This is a genomic window from Rhodococcus sp. 1168, assembly GCF_002091955.1.
Classification (GTDB): domain Bacteria; phylum Actinomycetota; class Actinomycetes; order Mycobacteriales; family Mycobacteriaceae; genus Rhodococcoides.
In genome coordinates, this window is the sequence record NZ_MKKY01000091.1 from 413,428 (window position 1) to 435,288 (window position 21,861).

The 21,861-nt window shown below is 60.6% G+C and carries 21 protein-coding genes; 6 read left to right on the plus strand and 15 right to left on the minus strand.

Annotation, left to right across the window (positions count from 1 at the left end; translation table 11 throughout):
* Positions 1-46 precede the first annotated feature (46 nt).
* From BJI47_RS22795 to BJI47_RS22805, 3 genes are read right to left on the minus strand one after another with little or no spacing between them, the layout of a single operon-like run.
* Positions 47-337, minus strand: a complete 291-nt coding sequence (locus tag BJI47_RS22795; protein ID WP_217808574.1) for a hypothetical protein — start codon at positions 335-337, stop codon at positions 47-49.
* A complete protein-coding gene (locus BJI47_RS22800) occupies positions 337-1,323 on the minus strand; it encodes a caspase family protein (RefSeq protein ID WP_088945822.1) in 987 nt (328 codons plus the stop codon). Before BJI47_RS22800 ends, BJI47_RS22795 begins: the two co-directional genes overlap by 1 nt.
* A 5-nt stretch (positions 1,324-1,328) precedes the next feature.
* Positions 1,329-1,700 (minus strand): TIR domain-containing protein, encoded by a 372-nt coding sequence (locus BJI47_RS22805; RefSeq protein WP_088945823.1) that lies wholly within the window; start codon positions 1,698-1,700, stop codon positions 1,329-1,331.
* Positions 1,701-2,520: 820 nt separating this feature from the next.
* Between BJI47_RS22805 and BJI47_RS22810 the strand changes: the two genes are divergently transcribed.
* Both BJI47_RS22810 and BJI47_RS22815 read left to right on the plus strand, forming a co-directional pair.
* On the plus strand, positions 2,521-3,381 hold the full coding sequence (locus BJI47_RS22810) for a DUF6338 family protein (protein WP_088945824.1): 861 nt from the start codon (positions 2,521-2,523) through the stop codon (positions 3,379-3,381).
* 122 nt (positions 3,382-3,503) lie between these two features.
* Positions 3,504-3,941, plus strand: a complete 438-nt coding sequence (locus tag BJI47_RS22815; RefSeq protein ID WP_088945825.1) for a hypothetical protein — start codon at positions 3,504-3,506, stop codon at positions 3,939-3,941.
* Between the two features lie 190 nt (positions 3,942-4,131).
* Here BJI47_RS22815 and BJI47_RS22820 read toward each other — a convergent pair whose 3' ends face one another.
* Both BJI47_RS22820 and BJI47_RS22825 read right to left on the minus strand, forming a co-directional pair.
* Positions 4,132-5,895 (minus strand): IS481 family transposase, encoded by a 1,764-nt coding sequence (locus tag BJI47_RS22820; protein ID WP_088945928.1) that lies wholly within the window; start codon positions 5,893-5,895, stop codon positions 4,132-4,134.
* 122 nt (positions 5,896-6,017) lie between these two features.
* The gene (locus tag BJI47_RS22825) at positions 6,018-6,716 is read right to left on the minus strand and encodes a hypothetical protein (RefSeq protein WP_139804876.1); all 699 of its coding nucleotides are present in this window, start codon (positions 6,714-6,716) and stop codon (positions 6,018-6,020) included.
* Between BJI47_RS22825 and BJI47_RS22830 the strand changes: the two genes are divergently transcribed.
* Positions 6,707-8,104, plus strand: coding sequence for a hypothetical protein (locus tag BJI47_RS22830; RefSeq protein WP_254900756.1), 1,398 nt, complete (start codon positions 6,707-6,709; stop codon positions 8,102-8,104). The genes BJI47_RS22825 and BJI47_RS22830 overlap by 10 nt on opposite strands.
* A gap of 105 nt (positions 8,105-8,209) precedes the next feature.
* Here the strand turns inward: BJI47_RS22830 and BJI47_RS23875 are convergent, their stop codons facing one another.
* From BJI47_RS23875 to BJI47_RS22835, 4 genes are all read right to left on the minus strand, one after another.
* On the minus strand, positions 8,210-8,419 hold the full coding sequence (locus tag BJI47_RS23875; RefSeq protein WP_125458798.1) for a hypothetical protein: 210 nt from the start codon (positions 8,417-8,419) through the stop codon (positions 8,210-8,212).
* Positions 8,420-8,453: 34 nt separating this feature from the next.
* A complete protein-coding gene (locus BJI47_RS23880) occupies positions 8,454-9,239 on the minus strand; it encodes a hypothetical protein (protein WP_125458799.1) in 786 nt (261 codons plus the stop codon).
* Between the two features lie 170 nt (positions 9,240-9,409).
* The gene (locus BJI47_RS24285; protein ID WP_176225016.1) at positions 9,410-9,562 is read right to left on the minus strand and encodes a hypothetical protein; all 153 of its coding nucleotides are present in this window, start codon (positions 9,560-9,562) and stop codon (positions 9,410-9,412) included.
* Positions 9,563-9,899: 337 nt separating this feature from the next.
* Complete coding sequence (locus tag BJI47_RS22835) at positions 9,900-10,142, minus strand: hypothetical protein (RefSeq protein ID WP_088945827.1); 243 nt, start codon at positions 10,140-10,142, stop codon at positions 9,900-9,902.
* A 326-nt stretch (positions 10,143-10,468) separates the two neighbouring features.
* On the opposite strand from BJI47_RS22835, the gene BJI47_RS22840 reads away from it, so the two are divergent.
* The gene (locus BJI47_RS22840; RefSeq protein ID WP_088945828.1) at positions 10,469-10,840 is read left to right on the plus strand and encodes an Lsr2 family protein; all 372 of its coding nucleotides are present in this window, start codon (positions 10,469-10,471) and stop codon (positions 10,838-10,840) included.
* A 146-nt stretch (positions 10,841-10,986) separates the two neighbouring features.
* Here BJI47_RS22840 and BJI47_RS22845 read toward each other — a convergent pair whose 3' ends face one another.
* The gene (locus BJI47_RS22845) at positions 10,987-12,885 is read right to left on the minus strand and encodes a ParB N-terminal domain-containing protein (protein ID WP_088945829.1); all 1,899 of its coding nucleotides are present in this window, start codon (positions 12,883-12,885) and stop codon (positions 10,987-10,989) included.
* Positions 12,786-13,394, minus strand: coding sequence for a DUF3560 domain-containing protein (locus tag BJI47_RS22850; RefSeq protein ID WP_254900757.1), 609 nt, complete (start codon positions 13,392-13,394; stop codon positions 12,786-12,788). The genes BJI47_RS22845 and BJI47_RS22850 overlap by 100 nt, the downstream gene beginning before the upstream one ends.
* Positions 13,395-13,829: 435 nt before the next feature.
* Here BJI47_RS22850 and BJI47_RS22855 point away from each other — a divergent pair, with 435 nt between their 5' ends.
* Complete coding sequence (locus tag BJI47_RS22855; protein ID WP_176225018.1) at positions 13,830-14,996, plus strand: hypothetical protein; 1,167 nt, start codon at positions 13,830-13,832, stop codon at positions 14,994-14,996.
* 157 nt (positions 14,997-15,153) lie between these two features.
* Positions 15,154-15,600, plus strand: a complete 447-nt coding sequence (locus BJI47_RS23890; RefSeq protein ID WP_125458803.1) for a hypothetical protein — start codon at positions 15,154-15,156, stop codon at positions 15,598-15,600.
* A 276-nt stretch (positions 15,601-15,876) separates the two neighbouring features.
* Here BJI47_RS23890 and BJI47_RS22860 read toward each other — a convergent pair whose 3' ends face one another.
* From BJI47_RS22860 to BJI47_RS22875, 4 genes are read right to left on the minus strand one after another with little or no spacing between them, the layout of a single operon-like run.
* A complete protein-coding gene (locus tag BJI47_RS22860; protein WP_088945832.1) occupies positions 15,877-16,308 on the minus strand; it encodes a hypothetical protein in 432 nt (143 codons plus the stop codon).
* Entirely contained in the window at positions 16,305-18,419 is a 2,115-nt protein-coding gene (locus tag BJI47_RS24340) for a hypothetical protein (RefSeq protein ID WP_217808575.1), read from the minus strand. The genes BJI47_RS22860 and BJI47_RS24340 overlap by 4 nt, the downstream gene beginning before the upstream one ends.
* Complete coding sequence (locus BJI47_RS22870; RefSeq protein ID WP_088945833.1) at positions 18,416-20,311, minus strand: hypothetical protein; 1,896 nt, start codon at positions 20,309-20,311, stop codon at positions 18,416-18,418. The genes BJI47_RS24340 and BJI47_RS22870 overlap by 4 nt, the downstream gene beginning before the upstream one ends.
* Positions 20,304-21,752 carry a hypothetical protein gene (locus tag BJI47_RS22875; RefSeq protein WP_139804878.1) on the minus strand — a complete coding sequence of 483 codons (1,449 nt, stop codon included), beginning with the start codon at positions 21,750-21,752 and terminating at the stop codon, positions 20,304-20,306. Before BJI47_RS22875 ends, BJI47_RS22870 begins: the two co-directional genes overlap by 8 nt.
* Between the last annotated feature and the right edge of the window lie 109 nt (positions 21,753-21,861).

The window sequence follows — 21,861 nt, forward strand, 5'->3', positions numbered from 1 at the left end:
GCGCCGCGTGTTGCAGTGCCCAGGCGGCGCGGCCTGGATGGCACCCTCAGACAGAGCCGGGGATCGCGTCCAAATACTGTCGGAGCGCGTCCAAATACTCGATGGCCTGTTCCCGGTCGCTTTCCTTCTCTGCCTCGGAAAGCTGTGCGTACGAGGTGTCCATCTGACGGACCCACCGCGTGACCAGTTCTGCGGGAATGACGAGGCTGCCGTCGGCGCCCTGTACGCACTGCTGGTGTAGGTAGCGCTGCCAATGAGACCAACGCTCGTGTTCGACGTTGGCAACGATCTCGATGAGCTCCGGAGTATCGAGGGCGGAACGGGGAATGCTGGTCACTAAATCAGCCGATCGTTGACGAGGTTCCAATAGTGTTCCCCGGTGACCGTCAGTTCGCAGGATCTGTTCTGCATCGCTGCCCAGTACATGTGCTCAGCGCCCACTGGTCGCACGAGGTTGACGCGGGCGTAGTTTTGCAGCACTTTGAACGTTGCCATATTGAGGGGGTCAGGTGCCGGGATCGAAGAATCAGATGCTTCTTCGGCGGATCGCGCCGGCTCGAATGATGGATCCAGCTTCAACTCGACGCCGGGAACGTCAAATATTTCGGTGAGCTGGTGTAGCTCGGACAACGAGATGGGCGGCTTCGCACGTCTCAACGAAACGAACGTCTTGACATTGGTTTTGAAGACCGGGCGTTGCTGCCACGGTCCCAGCGACTGATCGATGTGTGCATACACACTTCCAGGCGTTATGTCACCGACCAGGTTGGCGGCGGCCCCACTGAGCGCATCGACAAGCAATCCTGTGAAGACACCGGACCCACCCTCTTCCATCGCGTACTGTTCGGCAGTCGATGCCGACAAGATGGTGACCCCTTCTCGTATGTCGGCCTGGACTGCGCCCTGAGCGGAGACGGCGGCAGAGCCGGAATGGCAGCTATCCAGGATGATGACCTTGTTGGTGGCAGGCGACTGGTTGGCGAAGGTCATGACATCAGTGAGGGACAATCCGTCGTCGCCGCCGCGCGCATCACTGGAACACAAGTATCCTCCCGCGTCGTCGAGGTACCCGTGTCCGGAAAAGTAGAACAACGCAATCTCAGCGTCGTCGCGGAACAGTTCTCGGACCGCCTCACGTAAGTCGTGACGATCTACGCTAGCTGCCGGCCCTGTCCCCGTGATGAGCCTGGGCGATGTGAAGTTGGCGGTGCCATCTGCGTCACGTTCGAGGACGCCGTTGACGCTGTACGCGTCGTTAACGCAGCCACGAAGAGGTGAGATGTGGTCGTAATGATCGATTCCCACGATCAGTGCTTTACGCATGACGATTACAGCGAATCGATGAAGCTGCTGATGTTCGTGTCACTCCACGTCAACGTCGAAACTCCTGGGAGGTTGGTTCGGTCGTTCGTGTACGCCCAGATTCCGCGGATACGCTTGCCTTCCTCCTTAGCGCACGTGATCTCCCACTGTTGGCCCGTCGATGAAAGAGAATTTTTGCTGACCAATACGATCACGCCGTGCGAGCGTTTGATTCGGGTGCGTACCTTGTCCTTCCAGCCCTCCTCGTACGCTTCCTTGACGGACATGTCGATGAATTTGTACGGCGCGCGAGGAGACAAAGACTGCCCCTTCAAGAAGTCGCGCTGTCGTTCATCTTCGATCGCGAATGCGACAAAAACGATCTTTTCGTCCGCCATAACGTACCTTTCTCGCTGTTTCCGGCCAGTGGTGACACTGTACGTGCACAGCCCGACGCCAGAAGACATACCGCGACCAGCTGGCCCCGTTCGACATAAACCTGTCGCCAGCAGACAGCTTGAAGAGGTACCGCAACAAGCGCTGACGACGTCCGTGCAGTTCTCTTCTGAAACGTTGCAGTCGTCTTCTGAAACTGACAAATCTGCTGTCGAAGACATCTGTCGAATACTCGCTGAACAAGATCCGCCTCCAGCTCGACGCCGTAGGCGGCTGACGCCTCACTGCGGATACTTCGTCGACGAGGGCGCGAGAGGAGCCTGACTCACTGCTGCACGAGCGGAATGGCGGAGTGGAGGAACTGGGGACATGCCAGCTGGATTCACGTAGTTGACGGGGCGGAACGGGGGGTACCGCACCGTCAAGACATGTTGACAAAACTCGGCGCTGATGTTGCTCAATTCGTTGTTACTCGTAGGTTGACGGGGCACTCTGCAGTGAGCAGGACAAGAGGGGTGCGAGGGGCAAGGCAGTCGCGCAATGTCTATGGTGGCGAGGACAGACGTCGACGCGGCGACTGGGACCTGCGTCCTTGCTGTGTAACCCGCACAGGCGACCTTGCCTAGATATTTGGAGGAGCTCGATGACTGGCAGTAACGAACGTCCAACTGGCCGTGATGGGTCGGAAGGCAGATTTAACAAGCAGATGGATACTTCCGAAACGTTCGTTCCACGGCAGACTGATGATCAAGGTAACCAGACCGGCCGCTCAGTTGAAGACATCGAGTCGACTCCCCCGGACGACTGACGGATACTGGTTTCGTGCCAACTACTTGGTTGTCGGTTCTGCTCTTCGCCGTTGTCGTGGCTCCCGGTATTCTTTACGATCAACAGAGCGCGAAACGCGTTGTGAAAGAGGAGCAGAGCGCATTTCGCGAAATTGGCCGAATCGCTTTGGCTTCGCTTGCATTTAGCAGCTTCGGCTCGGTTCTCGCGATCCTTGCGCACCGCGTCTGGCCGGATACGTTCTTAAACCTTGATCAAGCTTTGCGCGGTGGATCGTCGTACGTCACCGACCACAACGGTAACGCAGCCGCATCGCTCGTTCTGGTCGTAGGTGCCGCACTCGGAACATCCTGGTTGGTCGGCTCAAGTCTGAACGCCCTTCTTGGGGGCGGACTACGGAGCGTCTCTGGCTGGACGACGGTGCTGTCGCCCAGCCATCCGAACAAGCTGCAGCCAGGAACAACGGTGTTCGTGTCCGCGTATCTATCTGATGGCAGTGCCGTCCAGGGCCGCCGCCGAGACTACTCCGCCGACCTCCAGCGCAGCGATCGGGAACTGGTAATTGCCAGCCAAATTTGGACTAAGAAAACTCGGGATTCCGTCTGGAAGAAACGCGATGACCTCGATGCAGTCGTCGTCAGCGGCGCTGACGTAGTGCGACTTGAGGTCGAGTACTCGCAATTCGGAGCGGCTAATATTCCCAGAAAGGAGAGGCTAGAACGGTGGGCCCGCGATCACGTCCCGATGCTACTAAGCACGGTTTTTGCCGTAGTCACCGCAGTTCTGACAGCTGAGATAGCCGGATTCACGTGGGGTGCAGTTGTGGCAGTTGCTGTAGGAGCGGCGGTTGGGCTTCTACTGCGCAGATCCATCTCTCGTCCCACACCCTCTCCGTAGCGTCCGACAGAACGAGTTCTGTCGGACCTGCCGCGTACCGTTAGGCACTCGACTCGCGATCGAGCTGTAGTGGTTGGTTCCCTGTCAACTCAGAGCTCTCGAATGCTATAAGGAGCAGACCGATGCCTTTGCCGCGCGCTTTCCTCAGTTTTGATTTCGACCATGATGCGACCTCGAAGATCTTGTTCGCCGGACAAGCGAAGGACGATTCGCCGACGCCGTTCGCCGTACAGGATTGGTCCTCAAAGACGTCTCTCCCGCAAGCACAGTGGGAGGCCTTGATTCAGAAGAAGATCAATTCTTGCCACATGCTGATTGCTCTCATTGGTACCCACATGAGTACCGCCGGCGGAGTCGCGAAGGAGATTAGGATGGCTAAAGATCAGGCTGTGCCATGCTTCGGTGTCTACGTCAACGGCGCGACCTCTACTAGCACCCTTCCCTCTGGTCTCTCACGAACGTCAGTTGTTGCATGGGACTGGAAGAAAATCGCCAACATGGTCGATCAGTGTGCTGGCCTTGGGAAGAACGCAAGTGTTGCGGGTTGGCGCGCCCTGTGAGTCCGAACCGCCGTGCACTTCTCGTCGGATTGAACTACTACGAAACTAAGCCTTTGGGCGGCTGCGTCGCGGATGCAACCGAAATGGCTGCGAGGCTACGGAAGCACGATTCGGGTGCGCCCAATTTCGCCGTGCAGCTGTGACGTGTATGGGCTCGGGACATGCTTGACGAATTGTCGTCGGGACATGGTTACCCGTTTCGGGGTCGGTGGGCGTTGAAGTTCCGGATGGGTTTGGTGGAGGTGCGGGCGTGTACGCCGAGTTCGTTCGTGCCGTCGAGGACGCGGTAGTAGTTGTCTTCGACCACGACGGTGACGATGGTTCCAGCGAGAGGGCGGCCGACTTTGAGAAGCTGGCCTGCGACCATGACGCGACCGTCTTTCGGTACGCGCCGCTGCACGCTCTGCGGGCCTGACGGCGGTGGGGGCGGCAACGGGCCAGTCGCTTCTCGTGCGCCGCGCAGCGAGGCCACCCTGGCGGGTTCGAGCGGGTTCGACAACGTCGCGAGCAGGACGTTGTCGTGACTGACGTGTATCAACCCGCCCTCAATCCTGAGGGTGACTCGCATGCCGGCACGGTCGACACCGAGGCGCAACCGAGTGCCGGCGACAATGACAGGGCCGTCTCTGCCTGCAGTCCGGTCGATCTCGATCGGTCTCGGTGCAGTCGCTAAGAATGTCGCGTCGACCGCTGCCGAGGCTGGCGCCGGCCGGCCCGGGCGGATGCCGCGCATCGCGAGGCGTTCGAGGTCTGTGTTTGTCAGTCGTGAGCGCACTGTCTTGATGACGCTGCCGTCGAGGATGACGTGGATGCTGACCAAATCGATCCACAGGGTGACCGTGCGTCCGGCGTGGTTGCGGCCGATCCACAGTTGCTGGACGCCAGCAACATCGGCGACGCCGCCCGGTGGCACCCGAGTATCGAATTCGACTGCGCTGCTCACTCTCTCGGCCGGTGTAATAATGGGTCGACGTGACGAACGCTGCGGCGCAGCAGAGGAATTCGTTTCGCCGTCTGCCGTGTCATCTCGCGTGACGGGTTGGAGTCGTGCTCGGAACAGGCTTGCCGGTGGGGCCATCTCCAGGCTTTGGTGCGGTCGTATGGTGTTGTACGCGTGCACCCATTCGTCGAGGGCTGCTTGCGCGGCGACGATGTCGGCGAATGCGCCCGCCTCGTCCAAGAATTCGCGCCGCAGCGTTCGGTGGAACCGTTCGATCTTGCCGGTCGTGGTGGGCGAATGACGGCGTGTCAGTCGTGCCGTGATGCCGAACGAGCGGCAGGTTCGCTCGAACAACACTTCGACAGGTAGGGGGCGGGTGTGTTTCCCGGTGAACTGCTTGCCGTTGTCGGTGAGCACCTCGAACGGCACGCCCCACTTCTCGATGGCGACGACGAATGCTTCGCACACCGCAGTACCGGAGGGCCGTTCGAGGATGGCCGCGGTCACGACGAATCGAGAGTGGTCGTCGATCCCGGTGAGTATCTTGCATTCGCGACCGCCGACGAGAAACAGCCCACCGACGAGGTCGAGTTGCCACAGGTGCATCGGTGCTTCACGCTGCCAACGTTTGTACACCCGCTTATGTTGTTGCTCTTGATGATTGATCAAACCGTTTCGAACGAGCACCCGGTGGACGGTGGTACGGGATGGGCTTGATTGTCCGAGTTCGGCTGCGAGTTCGAAGCAGATTCGACGTGCGCCCCAACGGCGGTGATGTCGGCGCATCTCACAGATGAGGGCTTCGACGTCCGCGTGGATACGTAGTGGGCTCGAGTGCGGCCGCCTCGATGAGTCGACGAGACCGTCGAGACCCGAGCTCTCGTATCGCTTGCGCCACGCTGTGATGGTCTGTCGCGTGACGCCGAACCGTTCGGCTACGTCGCTGACCGATGAACCGTTGTGGACCTCTGTGATCGCGCGGAACCGGATTGGGACTGTGACTCGGCGGGCAATACCGGCATCAGATTCTTGAGGTTGAGGGGAAGGCACACGCAACAGTCTCCAAAAGGGATGAAGCGGAAGGTATGTACCGATGACGCTCGGTCAAAGATGTGTTGAACCCTTACACGTCACGCTCACGACGTACTCAGCGACATGATCATAGTCGCCGGTGTCACGTTCCAATCGATACCAACTTCGAGGTCCATTCCAGTATCGAGAATCGCCTTGATATCGGAGTGGTCTCGGGTGGAGACAATAGAAATACGAGTGCCCCTGTCGTACAAGCCTATCGACTGCGGAGCGGGTTCCGATGAGTCATACCTCAGCGCTAGTTCAAACGACTGCATTGCTGTTCTCCCAGTTGTGCTAGCAAGTTCGAGAGTGATGGTGTTTGTTTCGAGTAGTTCCTTCAGGAGGCTGCGGCCGCGGAGTCGGGTGAATTCGAGTAGATCTGTCAGTTCAGACGACGTTGCGTCGTAGCGGGTTCGCCAGGTGTTGATGCTCATCTCTCCGAGGTGTTCGCGTAGAGACTCGACCGTCGTTTCGTCGGTGGTGGTGATACTCGCAGCGATTGAGTGTGCCAGTCGTCGGGAGCGGATGCCCGAGGACATCAACAGCAATTTGGCTGTGGTGTCGACTCCGTAGCGAATGCATCCGCCCAGCTCGGGACACAGACGAGGGGACTGCACCCGCTCCGGTGGATCCGTGTGCGACACCGACCACCACCGCGCCAACCACCACGACAGCTCCACCGACCACCACAGCGGTTCCCACGCCGTCGTGTGACACAGTGCCCGCCGCACCGGAGGCAACCACCCCTGCGGTGGTCCCACCAGCCGCCCTTTCACCGGCGCCTGCGCCTGCACTAGCGCAGGCGCAGATCCCGGCCGAACCGGCACCCGATCAACCAGTCGAACCCGAGAACGACGACCTGTCGTCGAAGACCGCGGAACCTGATCCGGACTGGGCACCGACCGAAGACCCCAACGCCACCATCGTTCCCGGTCAGATGCGCTCGGACCGTGAAGAAATCCCGGCACCGTTCACCAAGGAAGATGCCGACAAAGCCGAAACCATGGAAGCGCGCCAGCGCATGTCCCGCGCAGTGCAGTCCTGCCAGTACTACTGGCCCTCACCGCACGCGGTGTGCGGTGTCATCCGCGACAAGTACAACTCCCTCGGCGGACCCGCCAGCTTCCTCTCCTTCCCTAACTCCCCCGAATACACCAACCCCGACGGCCACGGCAAACGCACCCAATTCCTCAACGGACCCATCTACTGGTCCGCCGCCACCGGCGCACACCCCGTCGTCAACAGCTTTGTCACGAAGTGGGGATCGCTGGGGTGGGAAAGCGGGTTTCTGGGGTATCCGACCACAGATGAGATTCCGCACGCCGACGGAGTTGGTCGGCGTCAAGAATTTCAAGGCGGAGCGATCTACGTATCGTTTCAGAACGCGCTCGGGTCAGCCATAGCAGGCTCGATCCGCGCTAAATGGAACACCGCGGGCGCTGAAACCCCGGGTTCTCTACTCGGATACCCACTCACTGACGAGTTAGTGAACCCAGATGGCGGCAGGCGGCAGGGATTCGAACGGGGTGTCATGTACTGGTCACCTGCTACTGGGGCGTTTCCAGTCACCGGCGTGATCAGCTTTATCTGGGCATCGAAGGGGGTGGAAACTGGCCAGTACGGCTACCCGGTAGGAGATTTAGTTGTCCAACCTGAGTCAACATTCCAACAGTTTCAGGGTGGAGAGATTCGTTTCTGGAACGAGACCGTTGAAGTGGGGGGGCAGTACGGTCAGCCTTACGCTGACTGCAGGTTCGATACGGAATACCCTCATCGGTCCGAGCATCAAAAATGGAGGGTAAATGTCATCACCAAGGGCTACTGCACCGATCCCAAGAAAAAGATCGCAGCGACAACAACGTTGAATGGCCCGTGGGTCTGCGCCAAGTACGTGGTCATGTCTTGCCAAGGAACGAGGTGGGTCGAGTCGGCCTCGAAAGGTGACGGAGTGAACAGCACCCTCCTGGGACGCAAAGACGAGCTCAGATTCTCCACCAGCTTGCCGTGCGTCGACGGTGAATTTTACGCCTTCACCGAATGGGAAATCACCAACGACAACGGAGGGGTAATGGAGTTCGGACCACTCTATACGGGTACAAAACTCATACCCGCTCCGGGAAGACCCTGCGAATCCGAACCAGAAAGCTGATCTCGGGCAAAGTATAAAACGGAGCTTCTTTGCTCATTTTTCCCTCGCCTTGCGCAGCGATGCGCAGGGCGAGGGGAACCTCGCCAAGGTCCCGGCGAATGTCAATCAACGATTTTTTACGTACTTGAGTGCAAGTAGAGCTATCAGCGAAACGCTACCGGCAGTAACCGCCACCACTAACGAAAAATCAGTGTATGAGCCGGACACAAGCATCCAGACGATCGCCAACACGCTCGCCACTAATATTAGCCAAAGCGTGTTCGACCAACTTTCAAAGAACATACCTTTATTCGCCCTGCCGGCGGGTTCGTCCATCTCCAGCTCCTATGGGTTAATCTAACTATCACAATTATGCAGATGACACAGCAACAGATATTGCCGAGCTTCGCATCCATGCGGCGCTGGGTGTCGAAAAGTCGCTAACTCCGGGATATAGAGAATAGCCCACGGCCCTCCTGTCGCTTCCAGGCGCACTTGTTAGCATCGGAGGATGGGCCAAAAGAAGACCGAGCATGGAAACGAAAACAACGTCGTAGTCCACAGCTATTGCAGGCCAATCAGGGTATAATTTCGACTCCCACAACCGCGGATGCTCGTCAATGAGCCGAACCCAATCGTGCCATCCATCCACCGTATAATTGCGGCCGCTGTGGGCATTAAAGTGCAGAAGTGTTCTGTTTTTACTTTTCAAGCCTCCAACACCTTGGTATAAGTACCACGAGTCATCACCGCTATCTTTGCCGAAATGTACAGCCGTCCACAGTGCGCCTACCGGCAGTACGCTGGCATCCAGAGGATTGGCAATGTTTATATTATTAATAACCTCAAATATTTTACCGTAGTGCACTTGCGGTGATTTAAAGATAGAGAATTCAGCGAGACGTTTCGTAACTGCGACCTCAATAGCAAGTAACTCGACCACATTTAACGCAGGTAACAATTCTGCATCAATATTTTCATCAGAATATAAATAACTGCTTAAAGAGTCTAGCACCAATAGAGTTGCCACTTTTTCACTAACGGTGCTTATTACCGCCAACGGCGTTGTATTAGATTCGGCAGCCAGTCTCAATGTTTGCTCAAGAAAGATTAAACCCGGCCATGTCCCCGATAGCGGCTCATTTCCGACGGTCACGTCACGAATGGTATCAGTCGATAGTCCCACAAGAAGCACGTGAGCCGCACCGCCCGAGGCGCGGCGACGATCTCCAGATTCACTCCTCGTGTCTCGTGCTCGTCAAGGGCGTAGCCGCCACGCGATCCCTGCCCTGGCGACATGAAACATCACGGAATCGTAAATCTGACTCACCCGGTGAGCTGGCCGATAGGTGACACGCTCCGGTCGGTGCGGGGATCCCGCCACACCGCCTCACCACCAACGACCGTCGGCGACAGCAACCGCTTCTCCACGATCGGCCACTGAACCCACAGCGGATCCCCGGCAAGTTCCGTCTGCACGATGTCCGCGACGCCGACCGTCGCCTCCGCGAGCGCTGTGATCGGCCCAGGGATTTCGGACAGTGGGTCCGCTTAGAATAGGGATCTACTGAAATGAGCCAGTCCAGCATGAGTAGATCGCGTCGATCGTTCAGTCCCGAGTTCAAGGACGAACTGTGCCGAGAGGTCATCGATTCCTCCAAGCCGATCAGCGAAAATGCTTATCGTAACAGATCGTTTCATTTCATTGTGCGTAACGATATGAAACTAGGTGCGGCCCCGGACCCGACCCCGTGGAGTCGGGTAGTCGGGTAGCCGGGTGGCCGGGTGGCCGGGTGGCCGGGTGGCCGCGGGGATGTTAGTGGGTGCACCCGAAGGAACCGACCGGGATTGCTGCTCCCGGCTGGCGGGCGCACCACCGGCAGGTGGTGTCGTGTGCGATGCGTCCGAGCACTCCTTCGGCTTCCTCGATGAGGATGGGCAGCTCTGCTGCGCTGGCGAGCGCGAGCGCTTCGGTGGCCCAGCGGGCCGCGCGCGGATCTGCGGCGGGGAGTTGAGCGGCTGCGCCGATCAGGCCGGTGATGATCTGGTGATCGTTCATGTGACTGGGGACCTTCCGGAAGGTTCGGATGAGACGTCCCGGTCGGCCATAACGAGGGTGGTCTGTCAACCCCGGAGAGGGAGCGTGCGAGCGTGGGTTGACTGGTCGGGTCCCCGGCATGGAAGGCTTGGACGACTCGTACGACCACATTGGTGACCCATGGAAGCGGCCCCGGAGGGGACGATCCGGCCGTTCGCGGCCGTTCGCGGCCGGCGCTGGCGGCAACTGTCGGCGCTGGCGTGCATCGGTTCTGGTTACGCTGGGTATTTCTTGCTGGAAAGAAGCATCTTTTTCGAGCATTTCTCTATGGAAGGTGACTGCGCACTGTGGCGAAAAGAGTGTCCATCGAATTGGTCGACGATCTCGACGGGTCTGTCATCGATGACGGATCGGGTGAGTCGATCGAGTTTTCCGTCAGTGGTGTCGATTATGTCATCGATTTGAAGACGAAGAACGCCAACGAGTTTCACCGAAAACTCGATTACTACATCAGCCATGCCGCCCGTGTGGGTGGCCGTAAACGTAAGCCCGCCGCACCTGTTGTCACCGCTCCTGCGGGCAGTTCTGCAGCTGCGCTCAAGCGTGATCCGGAGCAGACGCGGGCGATTCGGCAGTGGGCCGCAGATACGGGTTACGAGGTCAGCGAACGTGGCCGTATCCCGGCCGGCATCGAAGATGCCTACAACGCTGGTCACTGACCCAGCGTACGCCGCGCCGTCCTGTCGGGGTACGGGCGGGAATGGGGCGCGGTGCGGGGGAGCTCGAGGGCGGCGGCAGCCCCCTCGACCGGGAGCCGGGGACGCGCGGGTCCGGTGGACATTGCTGCCCACCGGCCCCCGGCGCTCTAGTCGGTGCCGCCGTCCTCGGTGATTGCGGTGTGGGCCTGATCGGGGGTGAGCGTTCCGGCTGCTGCCTGCTCGACGGGCATCAGTGTGTGGCCGTGCTCATCGAGGAAACCAAGGAAATTGTCGAGGTTTCCCCACGCGGTGCGCCGCCAGGAGTCGTTGCCTTTTCCGCTCATCCGCGCCTCGTAGGCGGCGAGGATCTGCGCGAGCAGCAGCACCTGGGCGCGGGTGTCGCTGGCCTTGTCGATCACTGCGGCGAGGGCCCCGCGTGCGGTGCGGTCGGCTACTCCGGGGTATCCGCCGTCGTGGCCGGTCGCAGCGGGGACGGTCACCGAGAGTAGTTCCGCGAGGTACTGCGGCGCTTGGTTCTGGGTCAGTAGTGCGGGTTCGTCGACGAGGGTGTCGGTGATCCACTTCGCTGCACCCTTCGGCAATGTTTTGCGGGTCAGGAACTTTGCCAGCCACTCCTTGCGGACGATCGTCGCGGCGGCGCTGGCCTTGTTCAGTGCGACCGTGCGGCGGCGCTCGGCGCGCTGACGTTCCTTGTGTGCGAGTTCTGCCGCCGCTGCTGCCTTCTCGCGTGCGCGTGCGCGTGCTGCGGCCTCCGGATCGTTACTCTCGTCGTCGTCGGGGATCGATAGTGCCGCTGCCAGAACGGCGTTCGGTGCCGTTCCTGCCGCTTCGGCGTCGTAGGTGAAATATTCCGGTACCCACACATCCGCGAAGGTCACATCGTTGTAGTGGTAGTACTCCTTTTCGGCTTCGGCGTCGGCGTCGTTCTCTGTCGCGTAGTCGATCTGCTCGTCGGTGATCACGTCACCGGTCGCGGTGATGGTGATCTGCTCGGCGGTGGTCAGCCATACTGCCCAGTGGGTCGGTGCTGCGTTGATGAATTCGGCGGTGACCTCGGTACCGCCGTCGATGGTGACCAGATCCTCGGCGCGGAAGTACTCGCCCCGGTAGGCGGGTTCGGTATCGAGGACAGTGAATCCGCGTTCGGCGTACAGCGCGCCTGCGGTGGTGCGTGCTTTCTTCTCGGCGCGGTCGCCGAGGAGCCGCTGCGCGGTGTACCGGAAGTTGTAGCGCGATTCGAGCAGCGTGTTCACTGCTTCTTCGTCGCCGTCCGCGTCGAATGTCGCGATGATGGACGCCTGCTCGAGGTCGAACTGGCCGGAGTCGAGGGCATCGAGGGCGGTCTGTGACCGTCCCGCTGCGGTGGCGGTTTTCACCTGCTCACGGTCCATCTGCACGGCCTTGGAGATTTTGGTGACAGAGACACCGAGGTCGAGCATCGCGGCAACGGCTTTGGTGCGCTGCCCAGCGGTGAGGTCGATGCGGCGATCGTTGGCGACGACCTGTTGCGAGAGGCGGTCGATTTCGCGTGCCTTCGCGGAGCCGCTGACGGTGCGGATCACTACCGGTACCGTCTCGGCTCCAGCCTCGATAGCAGCAAGCGCCCTTTGCTGACCGTCGAGAACAACTATGTCCTGTCCGTCGCGGATCGCGGAGAGTGCTTGCAGGACACCGTGCATGGCGATGCTGTCGACCAGTGCGCGGAACTGGGCCGAGTCGGTGTCGACTTCGTCGCGGACGTTCGGGCCGACCTCGAGGGCGGTCGGTGCGAGGCGGGCGAACTCCTCCCCCGCCCCTACCGTCGACGCGGCGTCGACGGTAAGGGCTTGTGTTGCGGCGGTGGAGGTTTCGATGCTGACGTGCGGAGCGCAGCGGAGTTCGATTCGGTGGACGCCGCAGGTGGCCTGGCGGTGCCGCCCCTCGTCCGGAGCGGCGCCGCTGGCTTCTACTCCCCTACTGCTTCCTGCTCGGTGCTGTTGGTGGCCATGAGGTCGGCAGCTTTTTTGTGTCCGGTGATCTCGGTGTAGGGCATGGTGTCGGTCCAGCTGCCGCCGACGATGGAGGGGATCGTGACGGTCTTTTTGTTGACGCGCTTTACTGGGTACCAGGTGCCGCGCCAGGCGACCGCGTCGCCTTTGGTGATGGTGTCGGGGCCGTAGTTAGTGGCGCTGCCGTCGGCGATCTGCTCGGCGCGGGTCTTCTCCCAGTAGGCGATCTGGTCGGCGCGTTCGGCCATGCGTTGGGTGATCTTCTCGCGGTGCGCTCCTTGTGCCGGGGTGGTTTTCTCGGTGCGGCGGATGCCGTTCTGTACGAACAGGGTTCGCTCGAATCCGTCGAGGAGTCGCTGATCTTTGCGTTGCTCGGCGGTGAGCTTGTCGATTCGGTTCGCGACGGTTACGGGGCTGTAGCGGGCGCGGGTGGTGACAGCGGCTGCGGCGGCGCGGTTGCGTGCGTCTTTCGCGGCGTCGGTGGCTGCGATGGCTTTTCCGGTGGCGCGGTGGGCTTTGTCGATGGCACCCCTGTGCCGGCTTTCGGAGTGTTCTCCAGAATCCACATGTCTCATGAGACAGAACAGGACCCGCGGGCCACATTTGATGCTAGTCGATGTACAAAGGTGGTGAAGGACTTAGTGGGCGAGGACTTGAGACATCAGTCGATGAAGATCGGCTCTCCCGTGTAGCGGTAGACGATCGCGTTTGCGAGCTCGCGTAGGTTAATTCTGATCTCTTGCGAGGTGAGTACCGTAGCGGAGCCTCCAAACTGCAGTAGCGCACGTAAGTCCGCAAGGTGAGTGTGGGGGCAGTCCCTACAACTGACACCAACTGGTGTCGAGCAACAGTTCCAGAACACCATGCATGCTTGGCCTCGCAGGGTGTCAGATACATATTGTGGCCCTGTCTGCACCGATGAGGTCTACGCTGCCCTCCCACAGTTCTCTGGCTTTCTTGATCTAGTTTCAGAGCCAGGCGCGCCCTCCTGCGATGCGGTAGTGCCGCAGCCTGGTGACGATGAGGACACATTCTATGAGTGCTTCGATCCGGGGCCGGCGTTGCGTCTGCCGGGTGACGACGACGCGAATCGGACGCCGAGCATCATGGGAACGCAACCTGCGGGAAGCATCTTGGAGAACCGCTGCTACAACAAACCTTCCGGCGAATGGTTGGTAGAAAGATTCTACTCGTGCGTCTACGTGTCCGACCTCAACGGACATGGCGTGACCAACAAAAACAAGGCCGATGGCGGTCGAATGAACTACAACGACGTCGAGATCTACGTAAATCGGAGTGAAGACCACGGACGCCGTGTCGACATCAAATTCCGGGCTGTACCCAAGCTCTCCGGACTGGGGCTGAGCACCATACTCCAAGTGTGGCCTAAATGTTCCATACCAGGTCAGAGCTGCAACTTCGATGAACCGTTCGCTTACGAGCAAATCTATGACAACGAGCCTTTCGAGATGACATTCACCAAAACGTTCGATGCTCCCGATTCAGGACAAGTCACGGCACCACAGATTTCTTTCGAGATGAGACACGTCTCCACTGGCAGCGGTCCGGTCGGTTCATACAAGCCAGCACCCCTGCCCTACAAAATTGGCAATGCTCCCCCACTTCGCTGTGATTCTTTCGCCAGGATGCGAAACACTAGCGATTGCGTTTTCAACGGAGCATTCCCCATCCTGGCATTCTCGCCAAAATACAATGTCCCGGAAATTGAATGGCATGTGACACAAGCCCAAAAATCCGAACTGCCTGGGGCATCTCAACAATCCCCGTTACATAAGGCGACCGCAGCGGAGACCACGGCAACGCGAAATATCGCGTGCAAAGATACGCTAGCTTGGCCGGATAGACCCGCGGATGGATCGCAGCAGTGCGATGAGTATCCGTTCGCAGCTGCACGCGAGGGAGCACAAGCAGGCGGATCCGCACGCACGTACCATCCCGAATGCGGCATGACACGGGGAGGCCTGCCGCTCTTCAACGAAGATTCTGGACCAGTTGGATACAGCGTCTGCATGCTGAGTTCTTCCCAGAACCAAAGTGCCGGCTCAGCGCTGACTTGGTTCTATCAGAAGTACAGAATCAATGACGGCGAGGAATTTTCGGTCACCTCGCTCGCAGGTACCCCACCGACTCCAGCGCCAGTCAGCTAGGCAACCCGCCCCCATCCAGCATCGCGGTCGACCCGATTCGGCAAAAGTTGGGTCGACCGCCGGTGGCGTTACCCTTAGCATGAGGTCCATCGCCGGGGTGTTTCGCGTTGCATTCCGGTGCTCGTCGCCTCTGGGAAGCATACGAATCGAGGAATTCATGACCGAACCGATAACCGTTGATCTTAATATCCAAAACGGGGCTATCATCATTCGATCTGTTAACAATTTCGATCCCATCGACACACCATTCTTTCCAGACCCCCCAAGTCTTGTAAAGGGAAGTGAGGGGTTAGCAGTCATACACGCCGGCGGAAAAGGCCGGGTCCGCGTTACGCTGCTGCTCGACACACCGGAAACCGGTAGCGATAATTCAAATTGGGAAGAGTCGGAAGAGACGATTTTCTCCGTTGTCGACCAAGACCTATTCCTGGATGGCTCAGACGGAGAATTGTCTGCACCGTTCAGGCTTTCCAGAACCGGCCGCTACGCAATCCGAGTATCGGCAACGGGTCGTCGGCGATATTTTGATTCTTACACAAACGCGGACGAGGAACCCCGAATACATCTGGAACTGCGAATCTGGCCGGTCGCAAACGCACTGTAGAGACACGTTCAAACGCCAACGACGAAATGTTTGTCATTGCACCCCACGTACGGTGCTTCCGTGATGATAGGACTGTCGAGTTAGCGGAGACGGCTACTACTCGCGGGCGAGCTGTCGACTGCAGTCGACGCCCTCTCTGCATGGCCTTTGTCGGTAATCACCGCCAGCTCCCCCTTGGAACCTTGAGGATCTCCCGCATTCGTTCGATCTCGCGCACTTCGAGGGCGATTGCGTCGGCGGGTGTCTGTCGCAAGGTCGTGGCGTGTTCGGGCCGAATCAGTCCGGCGGTGAACCGTGACGTTCGGATCGGTGGGTGCTCAGATCCCCAAGCCGTCGCCCGTTACGACTGTCCACGTGTTCGCGGAGCGCCTGATTGTCATGGTGCAGTGCGGCGATGACCGTGGCGGCCGCGTGCAGCTTGTTGCGCAGGTCGGCGCACTGGGCTGTCTTGTCCTTAAGCTTCTTGCGAACCTCGTCGAGGTCGGCGTCGCGGCGCGCTTCACCGACGGTGCGACGGCCGTGCTCAGCCACGTGGGCGTCCCACTCGGCCATGATCTCGGTCGCGCGGTTCATGGTCGCCCGGGAGACCCCCGCTTCCTGGTAGAGGTTCGTTTTGGTGAAGGCCCCGTCGGTGTGCCTGGGTCTACCTGCGAGCAGGCACGCCATCGCGTCCCGGAGCGCCTTCTCGTTCGCTTCCGTCACGCTCATGCGACGGTGTCGCCTTCGGTCCGGTCGATCACAGTCTGGACGTCCTCGACCTGTCGGTTCAGTGCAGCCCTCCTGCAGGAAGGTAGCTTCGGATCCTTGAGCAAAGTGAGCAAGCTGGCATTCTCCGCGTTCCAGATCGGTAGGTGGGCAGGGGCGATGATGCTGTTGACGCAGCGTCCCGGTTGGCATCGGTCGATCAACGGCCCTCGGTGTCCCTCAGGGATCTTCACCTCGCCTTCAAGGCATTTGGCGCCAACCGGGTTGGTTTCGTTCACGGCGCAATGGTTGAGCTTGCCGAACCGGATCGAGATCCGGGCCTTGCGCAGCAGATCTTGTTCTACCCGTCTGTCTCCCCGGCGGGCTCTCCCGGTGGCCACCCGGTCCTTCATCGTTGTTTTGATCTCGTCGAACGTGTCCTTGAGCTGGTCGGCGCCGAGGCCGAATCCGATGTTCTCGCCAGCGTGATGCGCGTCGTAGAAGTCAATGAGCCCCTTGAACCGGGCGTGATCCACCGCGGTCCCCAGCAGTTTCTCCCACTGCGGATCGCACGCACCGTAGCTCTGGGTGGTGCGGTTGGCCAGGGTCCGGGCCGCGACGTGCTTGAGCTGAATTCCCAAGGCGATCTCGCCCCCGGGCTCGGTCTCGGTCAGCATCGACATGGTCTTGCGGAACATGTGCGGGGTCACCCGTGCCGCCGGGATGTGGATCCCGTGAGAGGCGGTCCCGGCGTTGACTCGCTCGATGAACTTCCGGACGATCACGCCGCTGTTGAAGCCGCCGCCGGACTTAGCGTGGGCCTTGTCAGCGGAGAAGATGAGGTCGGGATGGTCTGAAAGTTCCTCGGCTATTGCTAAAGCCTGCGCGACCGGCTCGATGATCCACCAGTGTGCGACCGGCAGGTCGGGGTCGTGTTTGCGTTTAGTCGAGATGACGGCCGGTGCTCCGTAGAACTCGGTCACCGAACCTCTGGTGATCTCTCTGACCTCCGAATCGCGCATCATGGTGAGCGCCGCAACGAATACATAAGCAGCAGCGCGCAATGCGAATGATTCGTCGAGCACGCTGCGCGAGCACAGGCCAGGGTGCCAGGGACCTGTGGTCCCGTCCGGGCGCGTGACCATCGCGTACTCAGTTAACAGCCCGCCCGGCAGGCCCCGGCCAGCCTCGACCGCGGCCTCGACTTTCGCACGAATCCGGGGAACAACCGCGCTCCTTGTAGTGTGCTGGAAGGCTCTCACATCCCGCCGGATACCGATCATGAGGCTCAGCAGCCGCCAGTTGATGTCACCGGGCACCATGGACTCTGCGGTGGCGACCATTCGGTCGGTGTGGACCGGGATGTGGTTCACAGGATCGGCCAGGTAGGCATCGAGCAAATCCTCCCGTCCAGAGAGGGTGCCGGCGGCAACGTTCTGGAGTCGTTCGTAACGGCGCCGCGCGGCCAGAATATCGGGACCGAACACATCGATGTACTGCCACGCCGCCCGGACCAGCGGAAACCACGTTCCCGGTGGAATATTCGGCGTCGTCACATGATTGGTCTTGGCGAGATTGGCGGCCTTGCGCGATGTCACACCCGGCCAGGGATCGGAGGGTAGGCCACCGCCGGTGAGCAACGGCCCAAGCCGATGCAGCAGTTTGATTGTCGAGATGAATGTGTGCAGGGACGACGGGCTCAGCGCTTCGCGCTTGTGGGCGATGAACTCTCGAGAGTCGTCCTCTTGCCACAGGCCCAGGTTCGAGTTCAGCCCTCGCTCAGATGCCCAGCTGGCCAGAATTCCCAGCCGTTGGACGATGGCCCGCAGCGAACGGCCCTGAGCGGGCCGCACTCTCAGGTTCAGCACCGCTGCCTTCACCACGGGATGCGTCGGGTTGAGCATGGCCATGCTCAACTCACGAGCCCGCAGGTTCCACACCGGGTCGACGAGCTTGGCGAAGCTGATGTCCCAGGCCGAAGGAGGCAGATTCGCCGGTTTCTGGACGGCCACCAAAGTCCAGTTGACGATGTTCCCGAAGATCGGGACCTCGGCGCCGGGGATCAGCGGGACCGACTGCAACACCGGCTCGTCATCTGAAAAGATGCCGCGAGGAACAAGGGCAGGGACGATCACAGGTCAAACTCCGTTCGTGCGGCCAGCGGAAGTTGCAGGCTTAAGGTTTCGTCGCGGATCTGGGAGCGAGCGGCGTTGATCTCAACAGCTGTCCGCTCAGCGAGGACTGCGTGCAGGTTCGCCAGACTCTGACCCCACACCGCGTGGAAGTGCGGCGGGGAGAGCCGGAGTTTGAGCTGCTCAAGGTGATCGGAGAACAACAACAACTGGGGAAGATTGGAGGGCAGAACGAACGCGTTCTGGCATTCCAGGCAGCGCAGCGGCGCGACCGCGCAGAGGTCGCCCCGCTTGCTGTAGGGCGAGTCGAACGGGTCGCGGCAGCTGGTGACGCCCATGTCCAGCTCGCCGGCGATGATCTGCCCGGCCTGCTCACCGGTGATGCCGAGCGCATCGAGCACAGCGGAATCCTCCAGTTCCTCGACCGCGGCCCCGTCAAGGGTGATCGGCCCGTTGACCGCCGCGTCGAACCACGAGCGTTGCGCTTGGTTCACCACATGCCCGGAGATCACGTGCACCGTGGTGCCGTGCGCGTAGTGGCCCTTGAACGTCTCGACGGTGTGGTCGTCGGCGATATCGGAGACGACACCACGGGCGGCGATCACCTTCTCGACCTTGCCGGACTTGCGGATACGCCGCAGGTCGACGGGCACAGACAAGTCCAGTCCGTGGGACCTGGTCCACCAGGTGAAGGTTTCCCTCGCCCCCGTCTCGCCTAGACGCGTGATACCCAGGACACGGCCCTGATCGCGCGCTGCTGCCCGCAAGAACAGCGGCTTCGACTCCAGGCCGCAGTCCTGCCGAGCCCGATCGGTCACAGTGAGCAGGCGCTGCACCACCTCTGCCACGTCGCGGCCCGACACCGCCGCGTTCTCGGTATTACTGTTCCCGAACACCTGATGGCGAACCAGGTGAGCCCGGTTCTTCGTCATCGTCAGTCGCACTCCCGACGGGGTGAACTCCACATCTGCTTCGTCGAGTCCCGACACTTCCTCTGGAGCTCGCCCCGTCGCATCCATCAACAGCACTTGGAAGCCGTACAGATCCGCATCCCTGGGGTAGAGCAAGCTGACCAGAACGGCCACCAGCCGATGCCGAAAGTCTATGGGCCGCAACGGCGTACGCATCGATGCGAACTCGGACAGTTCGACCGGCCACAGAGACAAACGTGGTAGGCCCGCAACGATGTCGGCAACACTCAACTCGCCCCGGGCCAGAGCCCACAGAAGATTACCCGCGTCCATCCACCCATGCTGGTCGGGATGACCCCCGGCGGATGCGATCATCGCCTGACCCTTCGCCAGGCGATCCTCTACCTGGCGGATCCCATCCCAGGCCGCCCTGATCAGCGCCCGCTTCTCACTCCTAGAGAACTCGTCAAGCTCCGTGCTCTTGCCCGCTCGAACGCCATGCGGCGCCGAGATCAACCGAAGGACACCCTCGCTGACCAACACGTCTTCGCGCTGAGCACGGAACTTCATCAGACCCCGCAATGCGCGGGCTCTCATAGCCGGAATAACCGAGCCGGCCCGGTATCCGGCCGGTAGCGTGCGCCACCACTGGCTGACGAGGTAGGCAACGTCGGGATAATCAGTGGCCAGCGACAGACTCGCAGGGCTCACGCACTGCTCGTCGGCATAGACCGCGAACTCCATGATCGACTTCCGGTAGTGGTAGGCGAGCCCGGCGGCACCCTGGGTCAGCGAGAGGTAGCTGACCCATTCGTCGGCAAGCTCAGCGACCAAGGCTGAACAACCATAATTGGCTGGATCCAGGGTGATCGTCACGTCTTTGCGGTTGGATTTACAGGTCAGTTGCCGGGGCCCGATCCGGTTCGGGGCCTTCGGAATCCGGGTGAGCTGGACCGCCGCGCGATACTCTGAACGTCTAGGCACCGGCGACCTCCGCCCGGTCGGCGTCGAGCGCCCGCAACGCAATATCGGCGTAGGTGGCGCCGTCATGGGCGCTCCACTCGCGGAACGCGGCGTCGACGTATTTCATGGGATCTTCGGTGTATCGCAGGTATTCGTAAGTGCTGGAGGTCTGTAGGTGGCCGAGTCGACGCTGGACAGTCAGCACGGGGTTGAGTGAGTAATGCTCGGGGAGCGTGATCATCCCCCGGGCCTTGTCGCGTTCGATCTCCCCCTGGACCCGCACACGTTGGAGATACTTGAGCAACTGCACCGCGAAGGTGTGGCGTGCGTCGTGGAATCTCCACGCCTTGCCAGGCAATATCGGGGCGCTGGGATGATCAGCGTGGGCGCGCATCCGCAGCCAGGCATCCTTGCGAATCCGATCCCAGGACGACGGTCCGAGCATCTTGCCGCCGTGCCCGATGAACACCGCGAGCGGCTCCACACCGAATTCGTTCTCCCAGACCGTGACCCGCCGCAGTTCCGGGCTCATCGCCGACATCACAAACTGCCGGCGGCGGCCCTCCAAAACGCCGTGCAGCCTGCCCTGTTCGTGGTCGATCTTCGAGACCACGAACAAGTCCGTGCCCCGCCGCGCCAGAGCCTTCGCTGAAACTTCAGCGATCTCCGGCCGTTCCAGCCGCAGGAAGTGATCGACCATGTCCAGCGCAGCAGACGGGACGTAGACGTCCCGAGGGCTCTCGTACTTCGCGCACTTCTGCAACCTGAACGTCACTGGATCCCCTGTTCGGCGGCTACCCACACCGAGTTCGGGCAGCAGCAGCGTTGACCACTCTTGGAGCCGCATACCGGTCAGCAGCGCCAGCTCCAGGGCGGCTCGCCCTCGGTGGGGAGCCCAGCCGCGGAACGAATCGTCCACACTCCCGTCCGGGAGCTGGCCGCCGAAGCCCACGTCCCGGAAGAACAGATACTGCTCGACGGACATGTGCCGGATTTCCATGCCCCTGCGCACGCCACTGTGCAATGAATTTCGGGTCTGACTCCGACCGATCAGCCGAAACGGTCGACGCTCGATCAAACCCCGGCCCAGAAGGAAGTTGTAGAAGCCGTTGATCACCACCGCTTCCTTGTCCCACGTCGCCCCATCAATCGGCCGGGTGTCCAGTTCTGTTCGCGCCCAACGGTAGCCGACAAGGTCAGCTTCGGTGGCGCCCAGGACATCGGTGCCCCGCTGGCGGAGAAACTCCGCTAGCCGACGCACGATGTAGGCATACGCCCTCATCGTCTCCGGCTGCTTGTTCTCATAGGCCAAAGCGCGGAACCAACCACAGATCGGCTCCACCGGCCTCATCTGCTCATCCACGATCAACGGCATGCCGTCCTGCAGCGTCCGATGTTCCAAGACGGCGTGGGCGTCGAGCCCTTCGGGCTGAGGCCACAACGGCAACAGCTTCCGGGTCACGTAAAAGATCTCCATCTGTCCTCCCAATTGAGACGGTTCCAGCCATGTGGAGTAACCGTCACCTCATGATCAAAAATTAAGCCCCGAAAACATCTCAGAGGTCTCATTG

Excerpts from the sequence above, each read along its gene's own strand:
- BJI47_RS22800 (WP_088945822.1), bottom strand. The coding sequence starts at position 1,323 with ATGCGTAAAGCACTGATCGTGGGAATCGATCATTACGACCACATCTCA.
- BJI47_RS22835 (WP_088945827.1), bottom strand. The coding sequence starts at position 10,142 with ATGAACGATCACCAGATCATCACCGGCCTGATCGGCGCAGCCGCTCAA.
- BJI47_RS23875 (WP_125458798.1), bottom strand. The coding sequence starts at position 8,419 with ATGGACGAACCCGCCGGCAGGGCGAATAAAGGTATGTTCTTTGAAAGT.
- BJI47_RS22815 (WP_088945825.1), top strand. The coding sequence starts at position 3,504 with ATGCCTTTGCCGCGCGCTTTCCTCAGTTTTGATTTCGACCATGATGCG.
- BJI47_RS22860 (WP_088945832.1), bottom strand. The coding sequence starts at position 16,308 with ATGAGCGTGACGGAAGCGAACGAGAAGGCGCTCCGGGACGCGATGGCG.
- BJI47_RS23890 (WP_125458803.1), top strand. The coding sequence starts at position 15,154 with ATGACCGAACCGATAACCGTTGATCTTAATATCCAAAACGGGGCTATC.
- BJI47_RS22805 (WP_088945823.1), bottom strand. The coding sequence starts at position 1,700 with ATGGCGGACGAAAAGATCGTTTTTGTCGCATTCGCGATCGAAGATGAA.